Genomic DNA, 20,110 nt, shown 5'->3' on the forward strand with positions numbered 1-20,110 from the left:
CCCCTTAAGTCCGTACGCAGACACACACCATATCGAGCGTGGCGGGGCCGCAGACCGACCCGGTCGGGGCGGTTCGGCGGTGGCGGCGGACAGAAGAGCGGAAGTACGGACAGAACTGCGGATCGGGGCCCGGCGTCCTTCGGGCCGACCTGGGACCCGCCGGCTGCGGGTCGACCTAGAGCCGTTGTCTACTGAACGTCCGGGCCCCACCCGGGTCGCACCCTCCGTCCGGCTGAAACCTTCCCTCGCCCCCGAGGCGCGGGCGCTGAACCTGGCTGTGAGTGGTGGTGCGCCGGTGCGGCACACCACCCCCACGACCCAGCGGCGTTCGACGACTGCGTGGAGGTTTAACCGGTCGGACGTCCTGTGGTGGACTCGGCCGAACCTACCGGCCGGTGGGCGCATTCTGTCAATAGTTGCCTGACCTGCACCCTTTACCGAACTTGCCTGGTCAGTACCGAAGATCCCCAGGTCGCGGGAGAACCGGGGCACCTTCGATCGGCGGTACGAAATGTCCGCACGTCACTCGTTCGGCCGTACGTAGACCGTTTGTCCGAACACGACCGTGCGCAGGCAGACCGGGAGTGCGGCCCCCGGGCTGAGGTCCGGCAGTCCCGGCGTCCCCGACCTGGGGTCGGTCGACCAGCGGGCGACCCGGTCGTCCGGGGCCTGGACCACCAGCTCCTCGGTGCGCCAGACGGCGTAGTCGGCCGGGGCGCCCGGCACCAGGGTGCCCGCGTCGTCGCGGCCGACGGCCCGCCAGCCGCCCCTGGTGTGGGCGGTGAAGCCGGCCCGCACGGAGATCCGGTGCTCAAGCGTCCGGTGGAACGCGGCGGCCCGCACGGTCCCCCACGGGTCGAGCGGGGTCACCGGGCTGTCGGAGCCGAACGCGAGGGGCACACCGGCCCGCAGGAGGGCCGCGTACGGGTTGAGGGTCCTCGCCCGCCCGGCACCCAGCCGCTGGGCGTACATGCCCTCCTCACCGCCCCAGGCGGCATCGAAAGCGGGCTGGACGGAGGCGGTGAGTCCCAGCTCCGCGAAAGCGGCGACGGTCTCGGGGGTGAGCATCTCGGCGTGCTCGATCCGGTGCCTGGCGGCCCGTACCCGGCTCAGGCCCACCTTCTCTGCGGCCGCCCTGACGCCCTCGACGACGGCGCTGAGCGCGGCGTCCCCGATGGCGTGGAAGCCCGCTTGCAGCCCGGCTTCGGTGCAGGCCGCGACATGGGCCGCGATCTGCGCGGCGTCCAGGTGGGCGGCGCCGGTCAGCGGGGCGTCGGCGTACGGCTCGTGCAGGCAGGCGGTGTGCGAGCCGAGCGAGCCGTCGACGAAGAGGTCCCCGGCGGCGCCCACCGCGCCCAGCTCCCGGACGCGCCGGGCGTCCTTCTCGTCGGCGACCCGCTCGGCCCAGTAGCCGAAGACCCGTGGTCCGCGATGTCCGGCGGCGAGCTTCAGCAGCGCGGTGAAGTCCTCCTCGTCGGAGATGTCGGGGCCGCCGCACTCGTGGACCGTGCCGATGCCCAGGGACGCCGCACGGTCCAGCGCGGCGCGCTGGGCCTCGGCCCGCTGGCGCGGTGAGACGGCGCCGTGGGCGGCCGCGCGCACCGCGTGGTGGGCGGCGGCGGTCAGCGGCTCCTGCGGGTGGTAGCCCGCCATCGAGGCGATCGCGGGGACCAGGTCCAGCAGCGCGGTGCTGGCGACCGCCGAGTGCACGTCGATCCGGGGCAGGTAGACCGCCCGGCCGCCCGCCGCCGCGTCCAGCTCGGCGCGCGAGGGCGGACGGCCCTCCGGCCAGCGCGTGGCGTCCCAGCCGTGCCCGAGGACCACCCGCTCGGCGGGGTGCGCCGCGACGTACGTCCGTACCAGGGCGAGGGCCTCGTCCAGGGTGCGGGCGCCGGAGAGGTCCAGGCCGGTGAGGGCCAGACCGGTCGAGGTGGTGTGGACGTGGGCGTCGGTGAACGCGGGGGTGACGAGCGCCCCGTCGAGGTCGATCACCTCGTCGACGCCGCCCGCGAAGGCGTCGGCGGCCCCTTCCGAGCCCACCCAGGCGACATGGCCCCGTTCGACCACCATGGCGGTGGCGAAGGGATCGGCGGGACTGTGGACGTCTCCACCGCGCAGCAGCACGGTGCGGTGGTCGCTCTGGGGGGCGGTGCTCTCGGTCATGGTGACCAGTCTCCCGCCTGCCGGGGCCCGCCCCGTGCCCGGCCCCTCAGATCTGCGGCGGCCGTGCCTCGTAGGGCGTGGAGAGGACGACCGTGGTGCGGGTGGAGACACCGGCGAGCGAGCGGATGCGCGTCAGCAGGTGCTCAAGCTCCAGCGGGGTCGCGACGCGCACCTTCAGGATGTAGTTCTCGTCACCCGCGACGCTGTGGCACGCCTCCAGCTCCGGGACCCCGGCGAGCCGCTCCGCGATGTCGTCCGGGGCGCTCGGGTCGAAGGGCTTGACCGAGATGAACGCGGTCAGCGGCAGGCCGACGGCCTCGGGGTCGACGACCGCGGCGTAGCCCCGGATCACCCCGCGCTGCTCCAGCCTGCGGACCCGCTGATGAACGGCCGAGGTGGACAGGCCGGTGGCCTTGCCCAGGTCGGTGTAGCTCATCCGCCCGTCCTTGACGAGCAACTCCACGATTTGACGGTCCAGCTCCTCCATATGGATCAATCTATGGCCCCCGGCCCCTCCAGGCACAGCCGCGGGAGCCGCCGAAGGGCACCCCATGGTGGTCATGTGATGAATGCCACAGGTTTACGGGTCGGTAGCCGAGCACCTCGCGGTTACGGCCGATCCCCGACGGGAAGTGCTTGCTTTGGCCGAGGCCACGGCGCCTTGTCGGCCCACCCGAGGGGGGAATTTCCATGCAGAACCTGAAGGTCACCGGACGTATCGAACCGGAGCCCGTTGATCCGTTCGAGGACGCCACGCCCGACGCGTACGACACGCTTGAGATGTACCGGGTCACCTGCCCGGACTGCGCGCAGCCGATCGCGCTCCTGGCGGACGAGACCGTGCTGCCGGAGCACGCGCTGTGCCCGTCTCCGTGGAACCCGTTCGTCCTGACGGTGTGTGCCGGCACCGGCCGCCCGGCCTCGAAGGCGCGGCCCGCCGACGAGTCGCCCGAGGCCCAGGAGCAGGAGACGGCCCTGCTGTTGACGCTCCCTCAGGGGCTCGACTGGAGGATGCAGCCGTTCTCGCACGCCGGGGGCAGCGCCTCCCGCCCGTTCCGGATGCCGCACCAGGTCCGGCGCGAGGCCGCCTGATCCCCGGCCGCGGCCATGGAATCGCGCACCGACTGACGCGACACGACCGCGCCGCATCACGACGGCCCGGCCGGCGTGGTGCGGTCGGTGAACGGAGCGTTCCGGCGCCCGAGCCGCCGGGGACCTGGCGAACGGGCGCCCGAATCGGCCGGACAGTGACCAGGCCCGGCCCCCCGGCGTTGGCCTGGCATGACCCTGCTGCATTCCACGGCCGGCCCCGGTCGACGCCGTCTCGCCGTTCCGGCCTCCGAAGAATCGGTTCCGCAGCCCGAATCCTCACCGGCGCCGCAGTCCGAGCCGCCGCGCCAGGTGCCCCACTCGACCGATCCCCCCGTCTACCGGGCGATGCTCCGCTACTGGGAGGGCACCGGGAGGACCATGCCGGGCCGCCATGACCAGGAGTGGAACCGGATCATGACGACGCCCGTGTGGTCGGACCGGCCGCTGCGGGTCAGTGCGTCTCAGGACCCGCGAGGTGGCGGGCGATGACCATGCGCTGGATCTGGTTGGTGCCCTCGACGATCTGCAGCACCTTGGCCTCGCGCATGAGCCGCTCGACGGGGAAGTCCAGCGTGTAGCCGTACCCGCCGAGGACCTGGACGGCGTCGATGGTGACCCGCATCGCGGCGTCGGTGCAGAACAGCTTGGCCATGGCCGCCTGCCGCGAGAACGGGCTGCCCGCGTCACGCAGCCTGGCCGCCTCCAGGTAGAGCGCCCGGCCCGCCTCGATCTGGGTGGCCATGTCCGCGAGCATGAACCGCAGCCCCTGGAAGTCCGCGATGGGGCGGCCGAACTGCTTGCGCCCGGTGGCGTAGGCGACGGCCTCGTCCAGCGCCGCCTGGGCGACGCCGATGGCGCACGCGGCGATGCCGAGCCGGCCGGAGTCGAGTGCGGACAGCGCGATCGCGAAGCCCTGCCCCTCCTCACCGATCCGGCGCTCGTCCGGGACCCGGACGCCGTCGAAGTGGAGCTGGGCGGTGGGCGAGCCCTTCATGCCCATCTTCTTCTCGGGGACGGCGGCGCTCAGTCCGTCGGCGTCGCCGGGAACGAGGAAGGCGGTGATCCCGCGGGCGCCGTCGGCGCCGGTACGGGCCAGCACGGTGTAGAAGTCCGCGACGCCGCCATGGGTGATCCACGCCTTGGTGCCGGTGATGACCCAGCTGTCCCCGTCCCGCACGGCCTTCGTCCGCAGCGAGGCGGCGTCGGAGCCGGAGGCGGGCTCCGAGAGGCAGTAGGCACCCAGCAGGCCGCCCGCGAGCATGGCCGGGAGGTGTTCGGCCTGCTGCTCCTTGGTGCCGTATCCGGCGACCGCGTGGCAGGCCAGGGAGTGGACGCTCACGCCGAGCCCGACGGTGAGCCGGGCGGAGCTGAGCTCTTCGAGGACCTGGAGGTACACCTCGTAGGGCTGATCACCGCCGCCATGGGCGGAGTCGTACGGCAGTCCGAGCAGGCCGGACTCGGAGAGCAGCGTGAAGACCTCACGCGGGAACCGGCCGGCGTCCTCCTCCTCTGCCGCCCTGGGCACGATCTCCCGCTGGGCGATGTCGCGGACGAGCGCGATGAGCTGCCTGGACTCCTCGGTGGGCAGACGGCGTTCCACTGACTGCGGGGCACGGTCGGGCATGACGGCGCTCTCCTCCCTGTCGGGCGTTGCGGCGGTCGCGCGCGCGGGGTGTGTGCGGCGCCGCCGGGGGATCTACGGGCGGGGCCCGAAAAGACTGCGGTCCAGCCGATGTTGCCCTCCCGGATTGCGAGAGGTGCCGGTCAGCGGCTGTGGCGGCTTGAGTATGCCCGATAGGACGGTATCCGTCACTGGGTGACAGGGCACTTCGGCCACGTCGGCCGGTCGCGGGCCGTCCCGGCGAACGGTCGGCGGAATTGGTCCGAACCATTGACCCAACTGGTCTAGTCCATCTACGGTTCACCGCGAACCGACTTTCCGCGTTCATGCCAATTCCATGCGGGCGCGGAGAGCCGGTCGTCCACCGACAAGTCCCCTCCCCCACGAGGAGCAACGATGATCGGACTGCATCGCCCGGGAGCCCGCCTCCGGGCACTCGCCGCTGCCGCCTGTACCGCCGCCCTGGGCGCCGCCCTGCTGGGCGTCGCGGGCACCGGATCAGCAGGCGCGGCCCCCGCAGACCTGAAGTCCGCCGCCCCGGCGGCAGCGCCCGCCGCCCCCACAGCGGCCGGCGGCAAGGTGGTCGGCTACTTCACCGACTGGGGTGTCTACGACCGCAATTACCACGTCAAGAACATCGAGACGTCGGGCTCGGCCGACAAGCTCACGCACATCAACTACGCCTTCGGCAACGTCCAGGGCGGCAAGTGCACGGTCGGTGACTCCTACGCCGACTACGAGAAGACCTACACCGCCGACCAGTCGGTCGACGGGGTCGCGGACACCTGGGACCAGGACCTGGCCGGCAACTTCAACCAGCTGCGCAAGCTGAAGAAGCTGCACCCGGACCTCAAGATCCTCTGGTCGTTCGGCGGCTGGACCTGGTCCGGCGGCTTCGGCGAGGCCGCGAAGAACCCGGCGGCGTTCGCGGACTCCTGCTACAGCCTGGTCGAGGACCCGCGCTGGGCCGATGTCTTCGACGGCATCGACATCGACTGGGAGTACCCCAACGACTGCGGCCTGACCTGCGACACCAGCGGCCCCGACGCCTACGGCAACCTGCTGTCCGCCCTGCGCTCCAAGTTCGGCACGGACAACCTGGTCACCTCCGCGATCAGCGCGGACGCCTCGGAGGGCGGCAAGCTCGACTCCGTCGACTACGGCGGCGCGGCGCAGTACGTCGACTGGTACAACCCGATGACGTACGACTACTTCGGCGCGTGGGACGCCCAGGGCCCGACGGCTCCGCACTCCCCGCTGAGCTCCTACCCGGACATCCCCAAGGACGGCTTCAACAGCGAGGCAACCATCGCCAAGCTGAAGGCAGAGGGCGTCCCCGCCTCCAAGCTGCTGCTCGGCATCGGCTTCTACGGCCGCGGCTGGACCGGCGTCACCCAGGCCGAGCCGGGCGGCACGGCGACCGGCGCCGCACCGGGTACGTACGAGGCGGGCATCGAGGACTACAAGGTCCTCAAGAACAGCTGCCCCGCCACCGACACCGCGGGCGGCACCGCCTACGCGCTCTGCGGCACCAACTGGTGGAGCTACGACACCCCGGCCACCATCGGCACCAAGATGGCCTACAAGAACGAGCAGGGCCTCGGCGGCACGTTCTTCTGGGAGCTGAGCGGTGACACCACCGACGGCGAACTGATCAAGGCGATCAACTGACACCGGCACGGCGGGCATGACGGTGGGCGGGGGGCCGGGCGGGCTCCCCGCCCTCCCTCACGTCCGCCCGCCGCTCACATCAGACCGATCTGCGTGACGAACATGGCGATGACGACGACGAGCGTCCAGCCCAGGACGTTCTCCAGCAGCTTCGAACGGTCCCCGGGCCCGCCGGTCCGCGTACGGCGGCGGGCGGTGGTGCTGGTTGCGGCGGCAGTCGCGGTCATGGCATCTCGTTCGGTCGGCCGGCAGTCGGTGTCCCCGAGACACCCCCGAGGACCCGACCACAGTGCCAGCCTGACCGGCCCCCGGGGTAGAGAGCTGCGTCACTGCCCCGGGGCGCCGGAACACGTCAGCTGATGCCGACAGCCGCCAGAGCCCGGCGCTGGGCGGGGCTCGGGTGCGCGGGGAAGTACAGGTAGCAGACGCCGCCTGTGCCGGACACCACACCGCCGCTCGCGTTGTAGCGCTTCGTGCGGAGCCAGATCGTCTCCCACTCGTGCCGCTTGTAGACGCGGCGCACCGCCTCGTCGTCCGGGGACGCGGGGTCGTTGGCGATCACGTCGCCGTCCGCGGTGAAGCCGATCACCGTCATCAGGTGGCCGGAGGTGCCGTAGCCCGCGCCCGTCAGCTCCTCCTTCAGGAACGACTGGGACGTTATGGCCGGGATCCCCGCCCGGATCAGGGTCTCCAGGTCCTTCAGCGAGCCCAGCCGGGTCACCACGGCACTCATGTCCTCGTACGTGGCGGCGTAGGCGGCGTTGAACGGCCAGTTGCCGCAGCCCTCGTACTGGTTGTCGTAGGTGAACCGCGCCGCGTGGCAGACCTGCGGGTCCGCCAGGCCCGGCTTGACCCAGGCGAGGTCCGCCGCGCTGGGGTGGCGGCCCCAGTACTCGATGATCATCTGCGAGGAGGTGGGGCTGCACCACGCCTCGCCGCCGTTGTCGTACTCGGGGTACTGGCCCGCGTGCACGTTCTGCGAGTAGCGCGGCACCGGCAGCTCCCGGACCAGTCCGGGGACGGAGGCGGGCACGGTGAAGCGGTCGGGGATGTCCGAGGCCATCGCGCCCAGGCGCCACACCGTGGGGGTGAGCCGGGTGCCCGGGGTGCGGTACAGGGTCAGCCGCAGCCGGTAGGACACGAGCCGCAGACCGCTCGCCGCGTCGTCCACCGAGAAGGTGTCGGTCCAGATGGAGCTCTTGCCGTCGCTCTGGTCGTCGACGGACGTGCGGCGGATGTCGCGGTCACCGGCCGCCCAGCGGCCCATGACGTACCAGGGGGACTCGGTGCCGTCCGAGTAGTTGCCCCTGAGTTCGATCTGGATCCAGGTCCCGGCGGGCGTGTGCGCGTTCCAGGAGGCGATCGCCTCCGTGGCCGGGACCGAGGAGCGGTGGACGGGTGAGGTCCAGGTCGCGTACTCCCAGGCCGCCGTCGTACCCGTGTGCGGGTCGGTGTAGTCGGTACGTCCCAGCGGGTGGCCGATCACCAGACCCGCCCGGCGGCCCGCGACGGCTCGGGTACCGGCACCGGAGCCGCAGCGCCAGTCGGTGTACGTACTCCAGGAGTGGTTGTCCACGGAAGCTGCCGCCGTCGAGGGTGCTTGGTGCGGGGCGGAAGAGGGGACGGCGGCGGCCGCGGCAGCGGTGGACGACACCGCTCCGGCTCCGGCCGCCGCCGCGATGGCGGCGGCGAGCACGGTTCGGCGTGAGGTCGGACTGGGCATGGGCGAGACCCCCGGTCGTAAGCGGAATGGGGCTTCAGGTGCACGACAGTGCGCCAACTATTACGGCTCCTCCCCCGGTTCGGCCAGCGATTCGCCTCGTGCCGCCGGACCAATATTGGTCTCGACCACTGGCGTGACCTGCGACGGCTCCGCACCGGGCTCCAGGCCGTGCGGACTAGTCGGCCGAACGGACTCGCAGACCTGACGGACTCGTAGGCTGGACGGATGAGCGACCTCTCGCAGCACGCCGCGCGGCTGCGCACCCTGCCACCGTCCTGCGGACCGGTCCGGCTGATCGCCGTCGACGGCCACGCGGGATCGGGCAAGAGCACCTTCGCCGCCCGGCTCGCTGCGGCGCTCGACGGCGCGCCCGTACTCCACCTGGACGATCTGGCCAGCCACGAGGAGATGTTCGACTGGACGGCCCGGCTCCTGACCCAGGTCGTCGAGCCGCTGTCGCACGGGGAGCCCGCACGCTACGAGCCGTACGACTGGACCGCCCGGCGCTTCGGCCCGCCGCGCACCCTGGAACCGGCCCCGGTGGTCCTGATCGAGGGGGTCGGCGCCGGACGGCGGGCGCTGCGCCCCTTCCTCGCGCACCTGTTGTGGATGGATCTGCCCGCCGCCGAGTCCTGGGAACGTGGCCGGCGGCGGGACGGTCCGGCCCTCACGGCGTTCTGGGACGACTGGACGATCGCCGAATCAGCTCACTTCTCGGCCGATCCCTCCCGCCCCTCGGCCGAAACGTTGGTGCGTCAGTTGCCTGTGGGGTACGAGTGGTTGGAGGGATCCGCCGCGACAGCGAAAGCGAGTCACTCCATCACCCAAAGTGATTAATCGGCACCGCCATACCGAGCAGTCGGAAATCGGTCCGTAAGTGCCCCGGCTCTGCTTGACCCGGGGCGGTACAGGTCTTACGTTCTCAATGTGCGGCTTTTCGGAGCCCCCGCAGACGCGAAGCCCCCGGTTGTTCCCCCGTGATCGGGGGCTTCGTTCTGTGCCCGGCGTCCCTTCCCGGCCACCTTTCACCCCATGGCGCTCACCCTGGGTCACGGCCCCTCTTCAGCTCGCGGCGCCCTTAGTCGGACACTCCCTGCGCAGGTACGATGCCTCTCGGTGCGGTCAATTCCCGTTCGCGGCACAGCGGTTCGGCACGCCTCTGCGGGCAGCCGTGCGGCGGGACATCCTGGGGGCACGGTTTGTGGGGGACCAGATGGACATCGGCACGCAGGGCGCACAGGCCCCGGCCGACCTCGCCTGGCTGCGCGGCGTGGACGCCTACACGATGGGCGCCTATCCGCAGGCGGAAGAGGAATTCAGAGCCGCGGTACAGCTCGACCCCGGCATGGCGGACGCCTGGCTGGGCCTCCACGCGCTGCGGGTCGACACCACATCGGCGCTGCTGCATATGTACAGCCACCGTGACCGCTTCGGGGAACAGCGCGGCCGTCACCGCCGCACGCTGAACTCCTGGTACTGGCTGGGCTGGTGGGTGCAGCCGGTGCTGGAGAGCCCGCGCGATCTGCTGCTGGCGCACGCCTCGCACTGGCTGGACGGCCGCCATGTGCCCGAGCTCGACCGGGCGTTGGCCGGGCTGCCGCCGGTGGACGCCGACGCGCAGGTCCGCTTCCTGCATGCCTGCCGGTCCTACCTGGTCAAGGACTGGGAACAGCTCGTACGCCACACGGAGCAGCTGATCGAGGACCCGCTGCTGGGCATCGAGGCGGGGCTGTTCGGCGGCATGGCGCGGGTCCGGCTGGAGATGTACGGACAGGCCGAACCACTGCTCGCCACCGCGCTGATGCGCTGCCGCAGCGAGCAGCCGCAGCGCAAGGAGCTGCGCTACTGGCTGGCCCGCGCGCACGAGGGAACCGGCCGCAGCGCTGCCGCGCTGCCGTTGTACCGGGCGGTGCACCGGATCGATCCGGCGTTCATGGACACCTCGGCGCGGCTGGCGGCGATCGCGGACTACGACGGGCTCGACGGCTCCGACGAGTTCTCCGGGCTGGCCGCGGTCTCGCTGACCGGCCTGGGCGGCGACGGCACGTACGTGGAGGCCCAGACCGACGGCGACTCGGTCCTGGGCACCGATCTGGTGGACGGCCGGGATCTGCGCCCCGGCGGCGCGGAGCCGCAGGATCTGCCGGGGGTCGTGGTGTCGCCTCCGCCCGGCGGGGCGCGGGAGAAGACCTCGGTACCGGGCCAGTCCGCGCAGTCGCTGTTCCCGGCCGGACCGAGCGATCCGGTGCTGCTGGCGGAGGCCTTGGCGGAGCTGGAGCGGATGGTCGGGCTGGAGCCGGTGAAGCGGCAGGTCAAGGCCTTGTCCGCGCAGCTGAACATGGCGCGGCTGCGGGCCGGCCAGGGGCTCCCCGTACAGCCGCCGAAGCGGCATTTCGTCTTCTCCGGACCGTCCGGCACCGGCAAGACCACGGTGGCCCGCATTCTGGGCCGGGTGTTCTACGCGCTGGGCCTGCTCGGCGGGGACCATCTCGTGGAGGCCCAGCGGGCGGACCTGGTCGGTGAGTTCCTGGGCCAGACGGCGGTCAAGGCCAACGAGCTGATCGACTCCGCCCTGGGCGGGGTGCTGTTCGTCGACGAGGCGTACTCCCTCTCCAACACGGGCTACAGCAAGGGTGACGCGTACGGGGACGAGGCCCTTCAGGTGCTCCTCAAGCGTGCGGAGGACAACCGGGACCATCTCGTCGTCATCCTGGCGGGCTACCCGGAGGGCATGGACCGGCTGCTCGCCACCAACCCCGGGCTGTCCTCGCGGTTCACCACCCGGGTGGACTTCCCCAGCTACCGCCCGCTGGAGCTCACCTCGATCGGTGAGGTCCTGGCGGAGGAGAACGGGGACGCGTGGGACGAGGAGTCGCTGGACGAGCTGCGGGCCATCAGCGGCCATGTCGTCGACCAGGGCTGGCTCGACGAGCTGGGCAACGGGCGGTTCCTGCGCACGCTGTACGAGAAGAGCTGCGCCTACCGCGATCTGCGGCTCTCCGGTTATGCGACGGTGCCGACGCGGGACGATCTGGCGACGCTGCGGCTGCCGGATCTCATGCAGGCGTACGGCGAGGTGCTGTCGGGGCGCCGCCCCCCGGAGCGGCCGGCGGGGTGATCCCGGCTCCGCCGGACAGGTCGGGGACCCGTCCGGCGGAGCCGGGAGCCTCAGCCGACCAGGGCCGTGAGTTCGTCCGAGCCGGTCTGTCTCTCCCCGGTGCGGCGCGGCTCGGAGACCCGGTGGGCCGGGTCCCGCACCTCACCGACCAGCATCTCCAGGACGTCCTCCATGGCGACCAGGCCGAGTACCCGGCCGGAGGCGTCCGCGACCTGGGCGAGGTGCGTCGCGGCGCGGCGCATCACCGTCAGGGCGTCGTCCAGCGGGAGTTCGGCCCGTACCGTGGCCATCGGGCGCCACACGTGCTGCGGGACCGCCCGCTCGCCGTCCTCCAGGTCGAGGACGTCCTTCACGTGCAGGTAGCCCATGAAGGGGCCGCCGCCCTCCGCGCAGACGGGGAACCGCGAGTAGCCGGTCCGTACCGTGAGCGCCTCGATCCGGTGCGGGGTGACGGACGGGTCGACCGTCACCAGGTTCGCCCGGCTCAGCAGCACATCGGTGACGGGCCTGCTGCCCAGCTCCAGCGCGTCCTCCAGCCGCTCCTGCGCGTCCGGCCCCAGGAGCCCGGCCTGTCCGGAGTCCTCGACCAGCCGGTTGAGCTGCTCGCTGGTGAAGACGGCCTCCACCTCGTCCTTCGGTTCGACGCCGAAGAGCCGGAGCACCAGCCGGGCGCAGGCGCCCAGCGCGGAGGTGACCGGGCGGCAGAGGCGGGCGAAGCCGACCAGGCCGGGGCTGAGCCACAGCGCGGTCTTCTCCGGGGCGGCCATCGCCAGGTTCTTCGGGACCATCTCGCCGATGACGAGGTGGAGGAAGACGACGAAGACCAGCGCCAGCACATAGCCGAGCGGATGGATCAGGCCCTCGGGCAGGTGCACCGCGTGGAAGACCGGCTCCAGCAGCTGGGCGACGGTCGGTTCCGCGACGGCGCCGAGGGTCAGCGAGCAGACGGTGATGCCGAACTGGGCGGCCGCCATCATCTGCGGCAGGTTCTCCAGGCCGTACATCACCTGCCGGGCCCGGCCGGAACCGGTCGCGGCGAGCGGTTCGATCTGACTGCGGCGTACGGAGACGAGTGCGAACTCGGCGCCGACGAAGAAGCCGTTCGCGAGGACCAGAAGTCCGGCGAAGAGCAACTGGACCAGGCTCATCGCGCCGCCTCCAGGACGCCGTGGCCCTCCGGTTCCGCGGTGGCCTGGTCCGTGGCCCCGGCCAGCCGTACGAAGCGGACCTTCTCGGCCCGGTAGTGGCCGACCTGACGGACCGAGATCCGCCAGCCGGGCAGTTCGGCCCGGTCGCCCGGGGCGGGGATCCGGCCGAGCAGGTCGGCGACGAGACCGGCGACGGTCTCGTACGGGCCGTCGGGTACGTCGAGCCCTATCCGGCGCAGGGTGAGGACTCGGCAGCTGCCCTCCGCGTCCCAGGCGGGCCTGCCGTCCTCCGGGGCGGCGGGGGCCAGTTCCGGGCGGTCGGCGCCTTCGGCGTCGTGCTCGTCCCTGACCTCCCCGACGAGTTCCTCGATGATGTCCTCAAGGGTGACGACACCGGCGGTGCCGCCGTACTCGTCGACCACGACCGCGATCGGCTGCTCCTTGCGGAGCCGCTGGAGGAGCTGCTCGACCGGCAGCGTCTCCGGGACCAGCAGCGGGGGCACCGCGATCCGGCCGGCCGTGGTGCGCAGCCGGTCCCGGGAGGGAACGGCGAGCGCGTCCTTGAGGTGGATCATGCCGACGACCTCGTCGATGCGCTCCCGGTAGACGGGGAAGCGGGAGAGGCCGGTGGCACGGGTGAGGTTGAGGACGTCGGCCGCGGTGGCGGACGTCTGGAGGGCGCTGACCTTCACCCTCGGGGTCATGACGTGCTGGGCGGTGAGGCCGGCGAGCGACAGGGTCCGTACGAAGAGGTCCGCGGTGTCCTGTTCGAGGGTGCCGGCCTCCGCGGAGTGCCTGGCCAGCGAGACGAGCTCGCCCGGGGTGCGGGCGGAGGCCAGTTCGTCGGTCGGCTCCACGCCCAGCAGCCGCACCAGCCGGTTGGCGACGGTGTTCAGCAGCCCGATCACGGGCCGGAAGGCCATGGTGAACCGGTGCTGGGGTCCGGCGACGAACCGGGCGACCTGGAGCGGCTTGGAGACCGCCCAGTTCTTCGGTACGAGTTCGCCGATCACCATCTGGACGGCGGCCGCGAGAAGCATGCCGATCACCACGCTGATGCCGGGGACGGCACCGTCGGGGAGACCGGTCAGGGTGAGGGGGCTCTCCAGCAGCTGGGCGAGGGCCGGCTCGGCGAGCATGCCGACCACCAGTGAGGTGATGGTGATGCCGAGCTGGGTGCCGGAGAGCTGGAAGGAGAGTTCGCGCAGGGCGTCGACGACGGTACGGGCCCGCCGGTCGCCCTCGGTGGCGGCGCGCTCGGCGTCCGCCCGTTCCACGGTGACGAGCCCGAATTCGGCTGCCACGAAGAACCCGTTGGCGAGGATGAGAAGGAATGCCGCACTGAGAAGCAGCAGGGGGGTGGTCATGCCGCCGCCTCCACGGAAGGGGCGGCGCAGGTACTACCGGAAGATCCGTCCATTGCTGGAGGGAGTCACTCCTTGGGTCGCAGGAAAGCCCCGCGGGTCTCGGGGACCTCTAGGTGGGGGCGGCGGCGCCACAGGGCGCCGCCACCCCCCAGAGTAATCAACAAGAGGCCCTGCGGGGCAGGGGGCTCAGCCGTTGTCCGTACCCGTGCCGTGGTTCTCGGCGAGGGCGCGGAGCGCGCGGGCGTCGCGAATGGCCTGCTCCTTGGCGATTCCGGGCTGGATGCCGAGGGCGGGCATGCTGGTCCCGTCACTGAGGTCGAGGAAGACCCAGGGGTCACCGACGCGCAGGTTGACGCGGACGATCTCGGCCCAGGACAGCCGCCGGGTACGGGTGAGATTGACCACCGTCACCCCGCTGTCGTCCGCGACGACCTTGGGGCGGCTGAGCAGCGCCAGCACGCCGAGGAAGACCAGCGCGGTGAAGACGAAGCTGGCCCGCTCCCCGTTGCTGAGCTGCTCCAGGGTGAAGGCGACGACGGTGATGACGGCGAACATCATCACGCCGACGCTCAGCAGGACCACGCGGGTGCGGGTCGGCCGGAAGGTGACCGGGAGGGAGGGTGCGGGGGCTGACATGGTCTTCTTCCGTGTCCCGCCCGTCAGAGCCGGCAGGCGTGGATGGCCGTGGTGAGGATGGCGCGGGCGCCGAGGTCGTACAGGTCGTCCATGATCCGCTGCGCCTCCTTGGAGGCGACCATGGAGCGGACGGCGACCCAGCCCTCGTGGTGCAGCGGGGAGATGGTGGGCGACTCCAGGCCCGGGGTGAGGGCGACCGCGCGCTCCAGGTGCTCGACGCGGCAGTCGTAGTCCATCATCACGTAGCTGCGGGCGACCAGGACGCCCTGGAGGCGGCGCAGGAACTGCTGCACCTTGGGCTCGTCGTCCGGGGCGCCGGTGCGGCGGATGACGACCGCCTCCGACTTCATGATCGGTTCGCCGATGACTTCGAGTCCCGCGTTGCGCAGGCTGGTGCCGGTCTCGACGACGTCGGCGATGATCTGCGCGACACCGAGCTCGATCGCGGTCTCGACGGCGCCGTCCAGGTGGACGACGGAGGCGTTGACCCCGGTCTCGGCCAGGTGCTTGGCGACGATGCCCTCGTAGGAGGTGGCGATCGTCAGCCCGTCGAAGTCCTGCGGGCCGGCGGCCGTGCCGGGCTTGGTGGCGTAGCGGAAGGTGGAGCGGGCGAAGCCGAGCTGGAGGATCTCCTCGGCCTCGGCGCCGGAGTCCAGGAGCAGGTCACGGCCGGTGATGCCGATGTCGAGCCGGCCCGAGCTGACGTAGATCGCGATGTCGCGCGGGCGCAGGTAGAAGAACTCCACCTGGTTCTCGGGGTCGACGAGGACGAGCTCCTTGGACTCCTTGCGCTGCTTGTAGCCCGCCTCATGGAGCATCGCCATCGCAGGCCCGGAGATAGCACCCTTGTTGGGGACGGCGATGCGCAGCATGAGGTCGGGTTTCCTTTGCGAAAGGGGTGTGCGGAGCGTTCGGACGGGTGCGGAGGGCGTGCTCAGAGATGGGCGTAGACGTCGTCGAGCGAGATTCCGCGCGCGACCATCATCACCTGGACGTGGTAGAGCAGCTGGGAGATCTCCTCGGCTGCCGCGTCCTTGCTCTCGTGCTCGGCGGCCATCCAGACTTCGGCGGCCTCCTCCACGACCTTCTTGCCGATGGCATGCACGCCCTTGTCCACCAGTTCGGCGGTACGGGAGGTGGAGGGGTCGCCGTTGGCGGCCTTGAGCTGCAGCTCGGCGAAGAGCTCTTCGAAGGTTTTGTTCGCCATGATGTCCTTAGAATACGGGGTGCCGGACGCGCACTCAGCGCCAGGGTTCGCTGACCGAGCGCAGTGTGGTCGCGGTGGCGACGGCGGCGGTGACCGCTTCGTGCCCCTTGTCCTCGTTGGACCCCTCGATGCCCGCGCGGTCGAGCGCCTGCTCCTCGGTGTCACAGGTGAGGACGCCGAAGCCGACCGGTACACCGGTGTCGACCGCGACCTGGGTGAGGCCGTTGGTGACGCCGTGGGACACGTATTCGAAGTGCGGGGTGCCGCCCCGGATGATCACGCCGAGCGCGACGATCGCGTCGTACCCGCGTCCGGCCAGCACCTTGGCGACCACCGGGAGCTCGAAGCTGCCGGGGACCCTCAGCAGGGTCGGCTCGTCGATGCCCAGCTCGTGCAGGGCGCGCAGCGCGCCGTCGACGAGTCCGTCCATGACCTTCTCGTGCCACTGCGCGGCGATGACCGCCACGCGCAGGTCACCGCAGTTGCGTACGGACAGTTCGGGTGCGCCCTTGCCGCTCATGTCTCTCCTACCGCTCGTTTCCTTGATGGCTGCTGGAAGTGCTGGTGTTACGGCTACTGGTTGCCGCAGGTCGACACCATGGCGGCGTCGAGCCAGGGCAGGTCGTGGCCCATCCGGTCCCGCTTGGTGCGCAGGTAGCGCAGATTGTGCTCGCCGGCCTGGACGGGCATCGGTTCCCGTCCGGTGACGGCCAGGCCGTGCCGCAGGATCGCGGCGGTCTTGTCGGGATTGTTCGTCATCAGGCGCAGGCTGCGGACGCCGAGGTCCTTGAGGATCTGGGCGCCGGCCGCGTAGTCGCGGGCGTCGGCGGGCAGTCCGAGCTCCAGGTTGGCGTCGAGGGTGTCGACGCCGCGCTCCTGGAGTTCGTACGCGCGCAGCTTGGAGACCAGGCCGATGCCGCGTCCCTCGTGGCCGCGCAGATAGACGACGACGCCACGTCCCTCGTCCGTGACGCGCCGCATCGAGGCGTGCAGCTGGGGGCCGCAGTCGCAGCGCTCCGACTGGAAGATGTCGCCGGTCAGGCACTCGGAGTGGACCCGGACCAGGACGTCGTCGCCGTCCCCGATGTCGCCGTGGACCAGCGCGACGTGCTCGACCCCGTCCACGGTGGAGCGGTAGCCGTACGCGGTGAACGCGCCGAAGTCCGTCGGCAGCCGGACCTCCGCCTCGCGGCGGACGGTCGGCTCGGAGGTGCGCCGGTAGGCGATGAGGTCTTCGATGGAGATGATCGTGAGCCCGTGCTTGCGGGCGAACGGGACCAGCTGGGGCAGGCGCAGCATGACGCCGTCCTCGCCCGCGATCTCGACGATCGCCCCGGCGGGCCGCAGTCCGGCGAGCCGGGCGAGGTCGACGGCCGCCTCGGTGTGCCCGTTGCGCACGAGCACCCCGCCGGTGCGGGCCCGGAGCGGGAAGATGTGGCCGGGCCGGACGAAGTCACCGGGGCCCGCGACGCCGCCCGCGAGCAGCCGGAGCGTGGCGGCCCGGTCGGCGGCGGAGATGCCGGTGGTGACGCCGTGCGCGGCCGAGGCGTCGACGGAGACGGTGAAGGCCGTCTTCATGGACTCGGTGTTGTGGTCGACCATCTGCGGGAGTTCGAGCCGTTCCAGCTCGGCGTTCTCCATGGGCGCGCAGATCAGTCCGCGGCACTCGCTCATCATGAAGGCGACGATCTCGGGGGTGGCCTTCTCGGCCGCGATGACGAGGTCGCCCTCGTTCTCCCGGTCCTCGTCGTCGACGACCACGACGGGCCGGCCCGCCGCGATGTCGCGGATGGCCTGCTCGACGGGGTCCAGGGTGAGGTCCTCCGCGGGCGCGTGGTGTTCCCGGTGCAACCAGGTGGGCTGGGCAGTCATGCCGTGGCTCCTTCCAGAGCGGGTGTCCGCGTACGCAGCCACCAGTCGCGCATGCCCCACAGGACGAGCGCCCCGTAGACGACGTAGATGAGACCGGAGAAGGCGAGACCGCTGTGGAAGTTGAGCGGTACGCCGACCAGGTCGACGAGGAGCCAGGCGAACCAGAACTCGACCATGCCGCGGGCCTGGGCGAGCATCGCCACGAGCGTGCCGGCGAATATGTACGCGTCCGCCCACGGGCTCCACGAGAGCGAGGGGAACGCGGTGAACAGGCCGCCGACCGCGAGGGTGCCGACCGCCGCCCCGCCGAGCAGGTAGCCGCGCTCGCGCCAGGTGGCGAACCGTACGGCGATGGAGCCGTCCTGGGCCCGCTGCCTGCCCCGGGTCCACTGCTGCCAGCCCCAGACGGCCACCGCGATGACGATGACCTGCTTGCCGACGCTGCCCGCCTGGTGCACGGAGACGTTGGCGGCGACCAGGACGACACCGGACAGCAACTGCGCGGGCCAGGTCCAGATCGAGCGCAGCCAGCCGAGTGTGAGGGCGATCAGACCGATCGTATTGCCGATCATGTCGGACCAGATGATGTGCTGTCCGAAGACGCTGAACGCCTCCGAGTTCAGCCAGTGCAGGGCGCTCACTTCACCGGCTCCTCTGGCTCCTGCGCGCGGTGGCCGAGCAGTCGCTCGACGTACTTCGCGATGACGTCCACTTCGAGGTTGACCGGGTCGCCGGGCTCCTTGTGGCCGAGCGTGGTCAGCGCGAGGGTGGTGGGGATGAGGCTGATGGTGAAGTAGTCGGGTCCGGCGTCCACGACGGTCAGGCTCACGCCGTCGACGGTGATCGAGCCCTTCTCCACCACGTACCGGGTGAGCTCGGCGGGGAGGGAGACCTTCACGATCTCCCAGTTCTCGGAGGGCTTGCGCTCGACGATGCGGCCCGTGCCGTCCACGTGGCCCTGCACGATGTGACCGCCGAGCCGGCCGCCGACCGCCATGGGCCGCTCCAGGTTGACCCGGGAGCCGGCCCGCAGTGCGCCCAGGCTGGACCTGTTCAGCGTCTCGGCCATCACGTCCGCGGTGAACTCCTGCCCGCCGTGGTCGACGACGGTCAGGCAGACGCCGTTGACGGCGATCGAGTCGCCGTGCTTGGCGCCCTCGGTGACCACGGGTCCGCGCAGGCGGAATCGGGAGGAGTCGCCGAGGTTCTCGACGGCGGTGACCTCACCCAGTTCTTCGACAATTCCGGTGAACACTCAGTTTCCCTTCGGAGCGGGGCCGGGGACGGCGGTGATGCGCAGATCGGGGCCGATACGCACGGTCTCGGTCATCTGGAGGCGCAACGCCTTGGAGATGGTGGGGATTCCGGCGTCGGCCAGGGCCGCGGGGCCCGCGCCGAGGAGCACGGGGGCGAGGTAGCCGACGATCCGATCGACGGCTCCCGCCGCGACGAAGGCCCCGGCCAGGGTCGGGCCGCCTTCGAGGAGTACGGAGCGGACGCCGCGCCCGTGGAGGGCGGCGAGCAGCGCGGAGAGGTCGAGGCCGGGGCCGGTCGCGGCGCGCGGCAGCCTCAGGACGGCCCCTTCCGGCAGGTGGCGGGTGTCCGCGTCGTCGGCCACGGCGATCAGGGTGGGGGCGCCCGCGTCGAGGACCCGGGCGCCGGGCCGGACGGCGGTGGCGGCGGTGTCCACGACGACCCGCAGCGGCTGGACCGCGCCGTCGATGCCCCTGACGCCGAGCTGGGGGTCGTCGGTGCGGGCGGTTCCGGAGCCGACCACCACGGCGTCCGCCTCGGCGCGCAGCCGGTGGACGTCGGCGCGGGACTCGGCGGAGGTGATCCAGCGGCTGGTGGCGTCGGCGGCCGCGATCCGGCCGTCCAGGGTGGCCGCGTACTTCCAGGTGACGTGGGGGCGGCCGAGCCGCACGGAGGTCAGCCAGGCGGCGTTGCCCTGCTCGGCCTCCTCGGCGAGGAGGCCCTGCTCGGCCTTGACCCCGGCTGCGCGCAGGGTGTCCGCGCCGCCGGTGGCCTGCGGGTTCGGGTCACCGACCGCGTACACGACGCGGGCGATCCCGGCCTCGATGAGCGCCTGGGCACAGGGGCCGGTGCGTCCGGTGTGGTTACAGGGTTCGAGGGTGACGTAGGCGGTGCCGCCCCGGGCCTTCTCGCCGGCCGCGCGCAGGGCGTGGATCTCGGCGTGCGGCCCTCCGGCGCGCTGGTGGAAGCCCTCACCGGCCGGCCGGCCCGTCGCGTCGAGGACGACGCATCCGACGACCGGATTGGGGCTGGTGGAGCCGAGACCGCGGGCTGCGAGCGCGATGGCTCGGCGCATTGCGGTGGTGTCGGCTGCGGTGTCCACCGGGTCCTCCTGCCTCTTCGGGCACGGACTCCGGGGCCTGTCGATGACGACAGATGAAGCGGAACGTGGAACGGGGACGCCGAATGCCCGAAAAACGGATGGATCGGTCGCCCGAAAACCATCCGCCGACGGCGGC

General features: G+C 71.5%; 19 protein-coding genes. 4 read left to right on the forward strand and 15 right to left on the reverse strand.

Annotated features, from left to right (window positions below):
• Positions 1 to 522: 522 nt before the first annotated feature.
• The gene (locus tag ACFVQ0_RS24755; RefSeq protein ID WP_390091397.1) at positions 523 to 2,163 is read right to left on the reverse strand and encodes an amidohydrolase; all 1,641 of its coding nucleotides are present in this window, start codon (positions 2,161 to 2,163) and stop codon (positions 523 to 525) included.
• Positions 2,164 to 2,209: 46 nt separating this feature from the next.
• Entirely contained in the window at positions 2,210 to 2,650 is a 441-nt protein-coding gene (locus ACFVQ0_RS24760; protein WP_024493538.1) for an Lrp/AsnC family transcriptional regulator, read from the reverse strand.
• 203 nt (positions 2,651 to 2,853) lie between these two features.
• Here ACFVQ0_RS24760 and ACFVQ0_RS24765 point away from each other — a divergent pair, with 203 nt between their 5' ends.
• Positions 2,854 to 3,255, forward strand: coding sequence for a hypothetical protein (locus tag ACFVQ0_RS24765; protein WP_390091398.1), 402 nt, complete (start codon positions 2,854 to 2,856; stop codon positions 3,253 to 3,255).
• Positions 3,256 to 3,706: 451 nt separating this feature from the next.
• On the opposite strand, the gene ACFVQ0_RS24770 is transcribed toward ACFVQ0_RS24765, so the two are convergent.
• Positions 3,707 to 4,879: an acyl-CoA dehydrogenase family protein gene (locus ACFVQ0_RS24770; RefSeq protein WP_390091399.1), complete on the reverse strand. Its 1,173-nt coding sequence runs from the start codon at positions 4,877 to 4,879 to the stop codon at positions 3,707 to 3,709.
• A 393-nt stretch (positions 4,880 to 5,272) separates the two neighbouring features.
• Between ACFVQ0_RS24770 and ACFVQ0_RS24775 the strand changes: the two genes are divergently transcribed.
• Positions 5,273 to 6,547 carry a glycoside hydrolase family 18 protein gene (locus tag ACFVQ0_RS24775; RefSeq protein ID WP_390091400.1) on the forward strand — a complete coding sequence of 425 codons (1,275 nt, stop codon included), beginning with the start codon at positions 5,273 to 5,275 and terminating at the stop codon, positions 6,545 to 6,547.
• Between the two features lie 74 nt (positions 6,548 to 6,621).
• Here the strand turns inward: ACFVQ0_RS24775 and ACFVQ0_RS24780 are convergent, their stop codons facing one another.
• Both ACFVQ0_RS24780 and ACFVQ0_RS24785 read right to left on the reverse strand, forming a co-directional pair.
• On the reverse strand, positions 6,622 to 6,774 hold the full coding sequence (locus ACFVQ0_RS24780; protein WP_390091401.1) for an SCO1431 family membrane protein: 153 nt from the start codon (positions 6,772 to 6,774) through the stop codon (positions 6,622 to 6,624).
• A gap of 125 nt (positions 6,775 to 6,899) precedes the next feature.
• Entirely contained in the window at positions 6,900 to 8,270 is a 1,371-nt protein-coding gene (locus ACFVQ0_RS24785; RefSeq protein WP_390091402.1) for a peptidase C39 family protein, read from the reverse strand.
• 225 nt (positions 8,271 to 8,495) lie between these two features.
• On the opposite strand from ACFVQ0_RS24785, the gene ACFVQ0_RS24790 reads away from it, so the two are divergent.
• Together ACFVQ0_RS24790 and ACFVQ0_RS24795 are read left to right on the forward strand one after the other, a co-directional pair.
• Positions 8,496 to 9,107, forward strand: coding sequence for a uridine kinase (locus tag ACFVQ0_RS24790; RefSeq protein ID WP_390091404.1), 612 nt, complete (start codon positions 8,496 to 8,498; stop codon positions 9,105 to 9,107).
• Positions 9,108 to 9,483: 376 nt separating this feature from the next.
• Positions 9,484 to 11,388 (forward strand): AAA family ATPase, encoded by a 1,905-nt coding sequence (locus ACFVQ0_RS24795; protein WP_390091405.1) that lies wholly within the window; start codon positions 9,484 to 9,486, stop codon positions 11,386 to 11,388.
• A gap of 50 nt (positions 11,389 to 11,438) precedes the next feature.
• On the opposite strand, the gene ACFVQ0_RS24800 is transcribed toward ACFVQ0_RS24795, so the two are convergent.
• The 10 genes from ACFVQ0_RS24800 to ribD all read right to left on the reverse strand — a co-directional run bounded on the left by ACFVQ0_RS24800 (position 11,439) and on the right by ribD (position 19,974).
• The gene (locus ACFVQ0_RS24800; RefSeq protein WP_390091407.1) at positions 11,439 to 12,536 is read right to left on the reverse strand and encodes a hemolysin family protein; all 1,098 of its coding nucleotides are present in this window, start codon (positions 12,534 to 12,536) and stop codon (positions 11,439 to 11,441) included.
• Positions 12,533 to 13,903 carry a hemolysin family protein gene (locus ACFVQ0_RS24805; RefSeq protein WP_390091408.1) on the reverse strand — a complete coding sequence of 457 codons (1,371 nt, stop codon included), beginning with the start codon at positions 13,901 to 13,903 and terminating at the stop codon, positions 12,533 to 12,535. Before ACFVQ0_RS24805 ends, ACFVQ0_RS24800 begins: the two co-directional genes overlap by 4 nt.
• 186 nt (positions 13,904 to 14,089) lie before the next feature.
• Positions 14,090 to 14,539 (reverse strand): PH domain-containing protein, encoded by a 450-nt coding sequence (locus ACFVQ0_RS24810; protein ID WP_311306820.1) that lies wholly within the window; start codon positions 14,537 to 14,539, stop codon positions 14,090 to 14,092.
• 23 nt (positions 14,540 to 14,562) lie between these two features.
• Positions 14,563 to 15,411 carry an ATP phosphoribosyltransferase gene (gene hisG / locus ACFVQ0_RS24815; protein ID WP_123528369.1) on the reverse strand — a complete coding sequence of 283 codons (849 nt, stop codon included), beginning with the start codon at positions 15,409 to 15,411 and terminating at the stop codon, positions 14,563 to 14,565.
• Between the two features lie 62 nt (positions 15,412 to 15,473).
• The gene (locus ACFVQ0_RS24820) at positions 15,474 to 15,746 is read right to left on the reverse strand and encodes a phosphoribosyl-ATP diphosphatase (protein ID WP_018524273.1); all 273 of its coding nucleotides are present in this window, start codon (positions 15,744 to 15,746) and stop codon (positions 15,474 to 15,476) included.
• Positions 15,747 to 15,780: 34 nt separating this feature from the next.
• On the reverse strand, positions 15,781 to 16,266 hold the full coding sequence (gene ribH, locus ACFVQ0_RS24825) for a 6,7-dimethyl-8-ribityllumazine synthase (RefSeq protein WP_024493156.1): 486 nt from the start codon (positions 16,264 to 16,266) through the stop codon (positions 15,781 to 15,783).
• A 53-nt stretch (positions 16,267 to 16,319) separates the two neighbouring features.
• Entirely contained in the window at positions 16,320 to 17,618 is a 1,299-nt protein-coding gene (locus ACFVQ0_RS24830; protein WP_390091409.1) for a bifunctional 3,4-dihydroxy-2-butanone-4-phosphate synthase/GTP cyclohydrolase II, read from the reverse strand.
• Complete coding sequence (locus ACFVQ0_RS24835; protein ID WP_389220122.1) at positions 17,615 to 18,259, reverse strand: nicotinamide riboside transporter PnuC; 645 nt, start codon at positions 18,257 to 18,259, stop codon at positions 17,615 to 17,617. The genes ACFVQ0_RS24830 and ACFVQ0_RS24835 overlap by 4 nt, the downstream gene beginning before the upstream one ends.
• On the reverse strand, positions 18,256 to 18,873 hold the full coding sequence (locus ACFVQ0_RS24840; RefSeq protein ID WP_073739440.1) for a riboflavin synthase: 618 nt from the start codon (positions 18,871 to 18,873) through the stop codon (positions 18,256 to 18,258). The genes ACFVQ0_RS24835 and ACFVQ0_RS24840 overlap by 4 nt, the downstream gene beginning before the upstream one ends.
• Positions 18,874 to 19,974, reverse strand: coding sequence for a bifunctional diaminohydroxyphosphoribosylaminopyrimidine deaminase/5-amino-6-(5-phosphoribosylamino)uracil reductase RibD (gene ribD / locus ACFVQ0_RS24845; protein WP_390091411.1), 1,101 nt, complete (start codon positions 19,972 to 19,974; stop codon positions 18,874 to 18,876). It abuts the gene before it with no gap.
• Between the last annotated feature and the right edge of the window lie 136 nt (positions 19,975 to 20,110).

Source organism: Streptomyces sp. NPDC057900, assembly GCF_042887885.1.
GTDB lineage: Bacteria > Actinomycetota > Actinomycetes > Streptomycetales > Streptomycetaceae > Streptomyces.

What these genes read in the sequence shown, in the direction of transcription:
- ACFVQ0_RS24820 (WP_018524273.1), bottom strand. Translation starts at nt 15,746, where the DNA reads ATGGCGAACAAAACCTTCGAAGAGCTCTTCGCCGAGCTGCAGCTCAAG.
- ACFVQ0_RS24830 (WP_390091409.1), bottom strand. Translation starts at nt 17,618, where the DNA reads ATGACTGCCCAGCCCACCTGGTTGCACCGGGAACACCACGCGCCCGCG.
- ribH (WP_024493156.1), bottom strand. Translation starts at nt 16,266, where the DNA reads ATGAGCGGCAAGGGCGCACCCGAACTGTCCGTACGCAACTGCGGTGAC.
- ACFVQ0_RS24760 (WP_024493538.1), bottom strand. Translation starts at nt 2,650, where the DNA reads ATGGAGGAGCTGGACCGTCAAATCGTGGAGTTGCTCGTCAAGGACGGG.
- ACFVQ0_RS24755 (WP_390091397.1), bottom strand. Translation starts at nt 2,163, where the DNA reads ATGACCGAGAGCACCGCCCCCCAGAGCGACCACCGCACCGTGCTGCTG.
- hisG (WP_123528369.1), bottom strand. Translation starts at nt 15,411, where the DNA reads ATGCTGCGCATCGCCGTCCCCAACAAGGGTGCTATCTCCGGGCCTGCG.
- ACFVQ0_RS24805 (WP_390091408.1), bottom strand. Translation starts at nt 13,903, where the DNA reads ATGACCACCCCCCTGCTGCTTCTCAGTGCGGCATTCCTTCTCATCCTC.
- ACFVQ0_RS24775 (WP_390091400.1), top strand. Translation starts at nt 5,273, where the DNA reads ATGATCGGACTGCATCGCCCGGGAGCCCGCCTCCGGGCACTCGCCGCT.
- ACFVQ0_RS24770 (WP_390091399.1), bottom strand. Translation starts at nt 4,879, where the DNA reads ATGCCCGACCGTGCCCCGCAGTCAGTGGAACGCCGTCTGCCCACCGAG.
- ACFVQ0_RS24765 (WP_390091398.1), top strand. Translation starts at nt 2,854, where the DNA reads ATGCAGAACCTGAAGGTCACCGGACGTATCGAACCGGAGCCCGTTGAT.
- ACFVQ0_RS24790 (WP_390091404.1), top strand. Translation starts at nt 8,496, where the DNA reads ATGAGCGACCTCTCGCAGCACGCCGCGCGGCTGCGCACCCTGCCACCG.
- ACFVQ0_RS24785 (WP_390091402.1), bottom strand. Translation starts at nt 8,270, where the DNA reads ATGCCCAGTCCGACCTCACGCCGAACCGTGCTCGCCGCCGCCATCGCG.
- ACFVQ0_RS24780 (WP_390091401.1), bottom strand. Translation starts at nt 6,774, where the DNA reads ATGACCGCGACTGCCGCCGCAACCAGCACCACCGCCCGCCGCCGTACG.
- ACFVQ0_RS24810 (WP_311306820.1), bottom strand. Translation starts at nt 14,539, where the DNA reads ATGTCAGCCCCCGCACCCTCCCTCCCGGTCACCTTCCGGCCGACCCGC.
- ACFVQ0_RS24795 (WP_390091405.1), top strand. Translation starts at nt 9,484, where the DNA reads ATGGACATCGGCACGCAGGGCGCACAGGCCCCGGCCGACCTCGCCTGG.
- ACFVQ0_RS24800 (WP_390091407.1), bottom strand. Translation starts at nt 12,536, where the DNA reads ATGAGCCTGGTCCAGTTGCTCTTCGCCGGACTTCTGGTCCTCGCGAAC.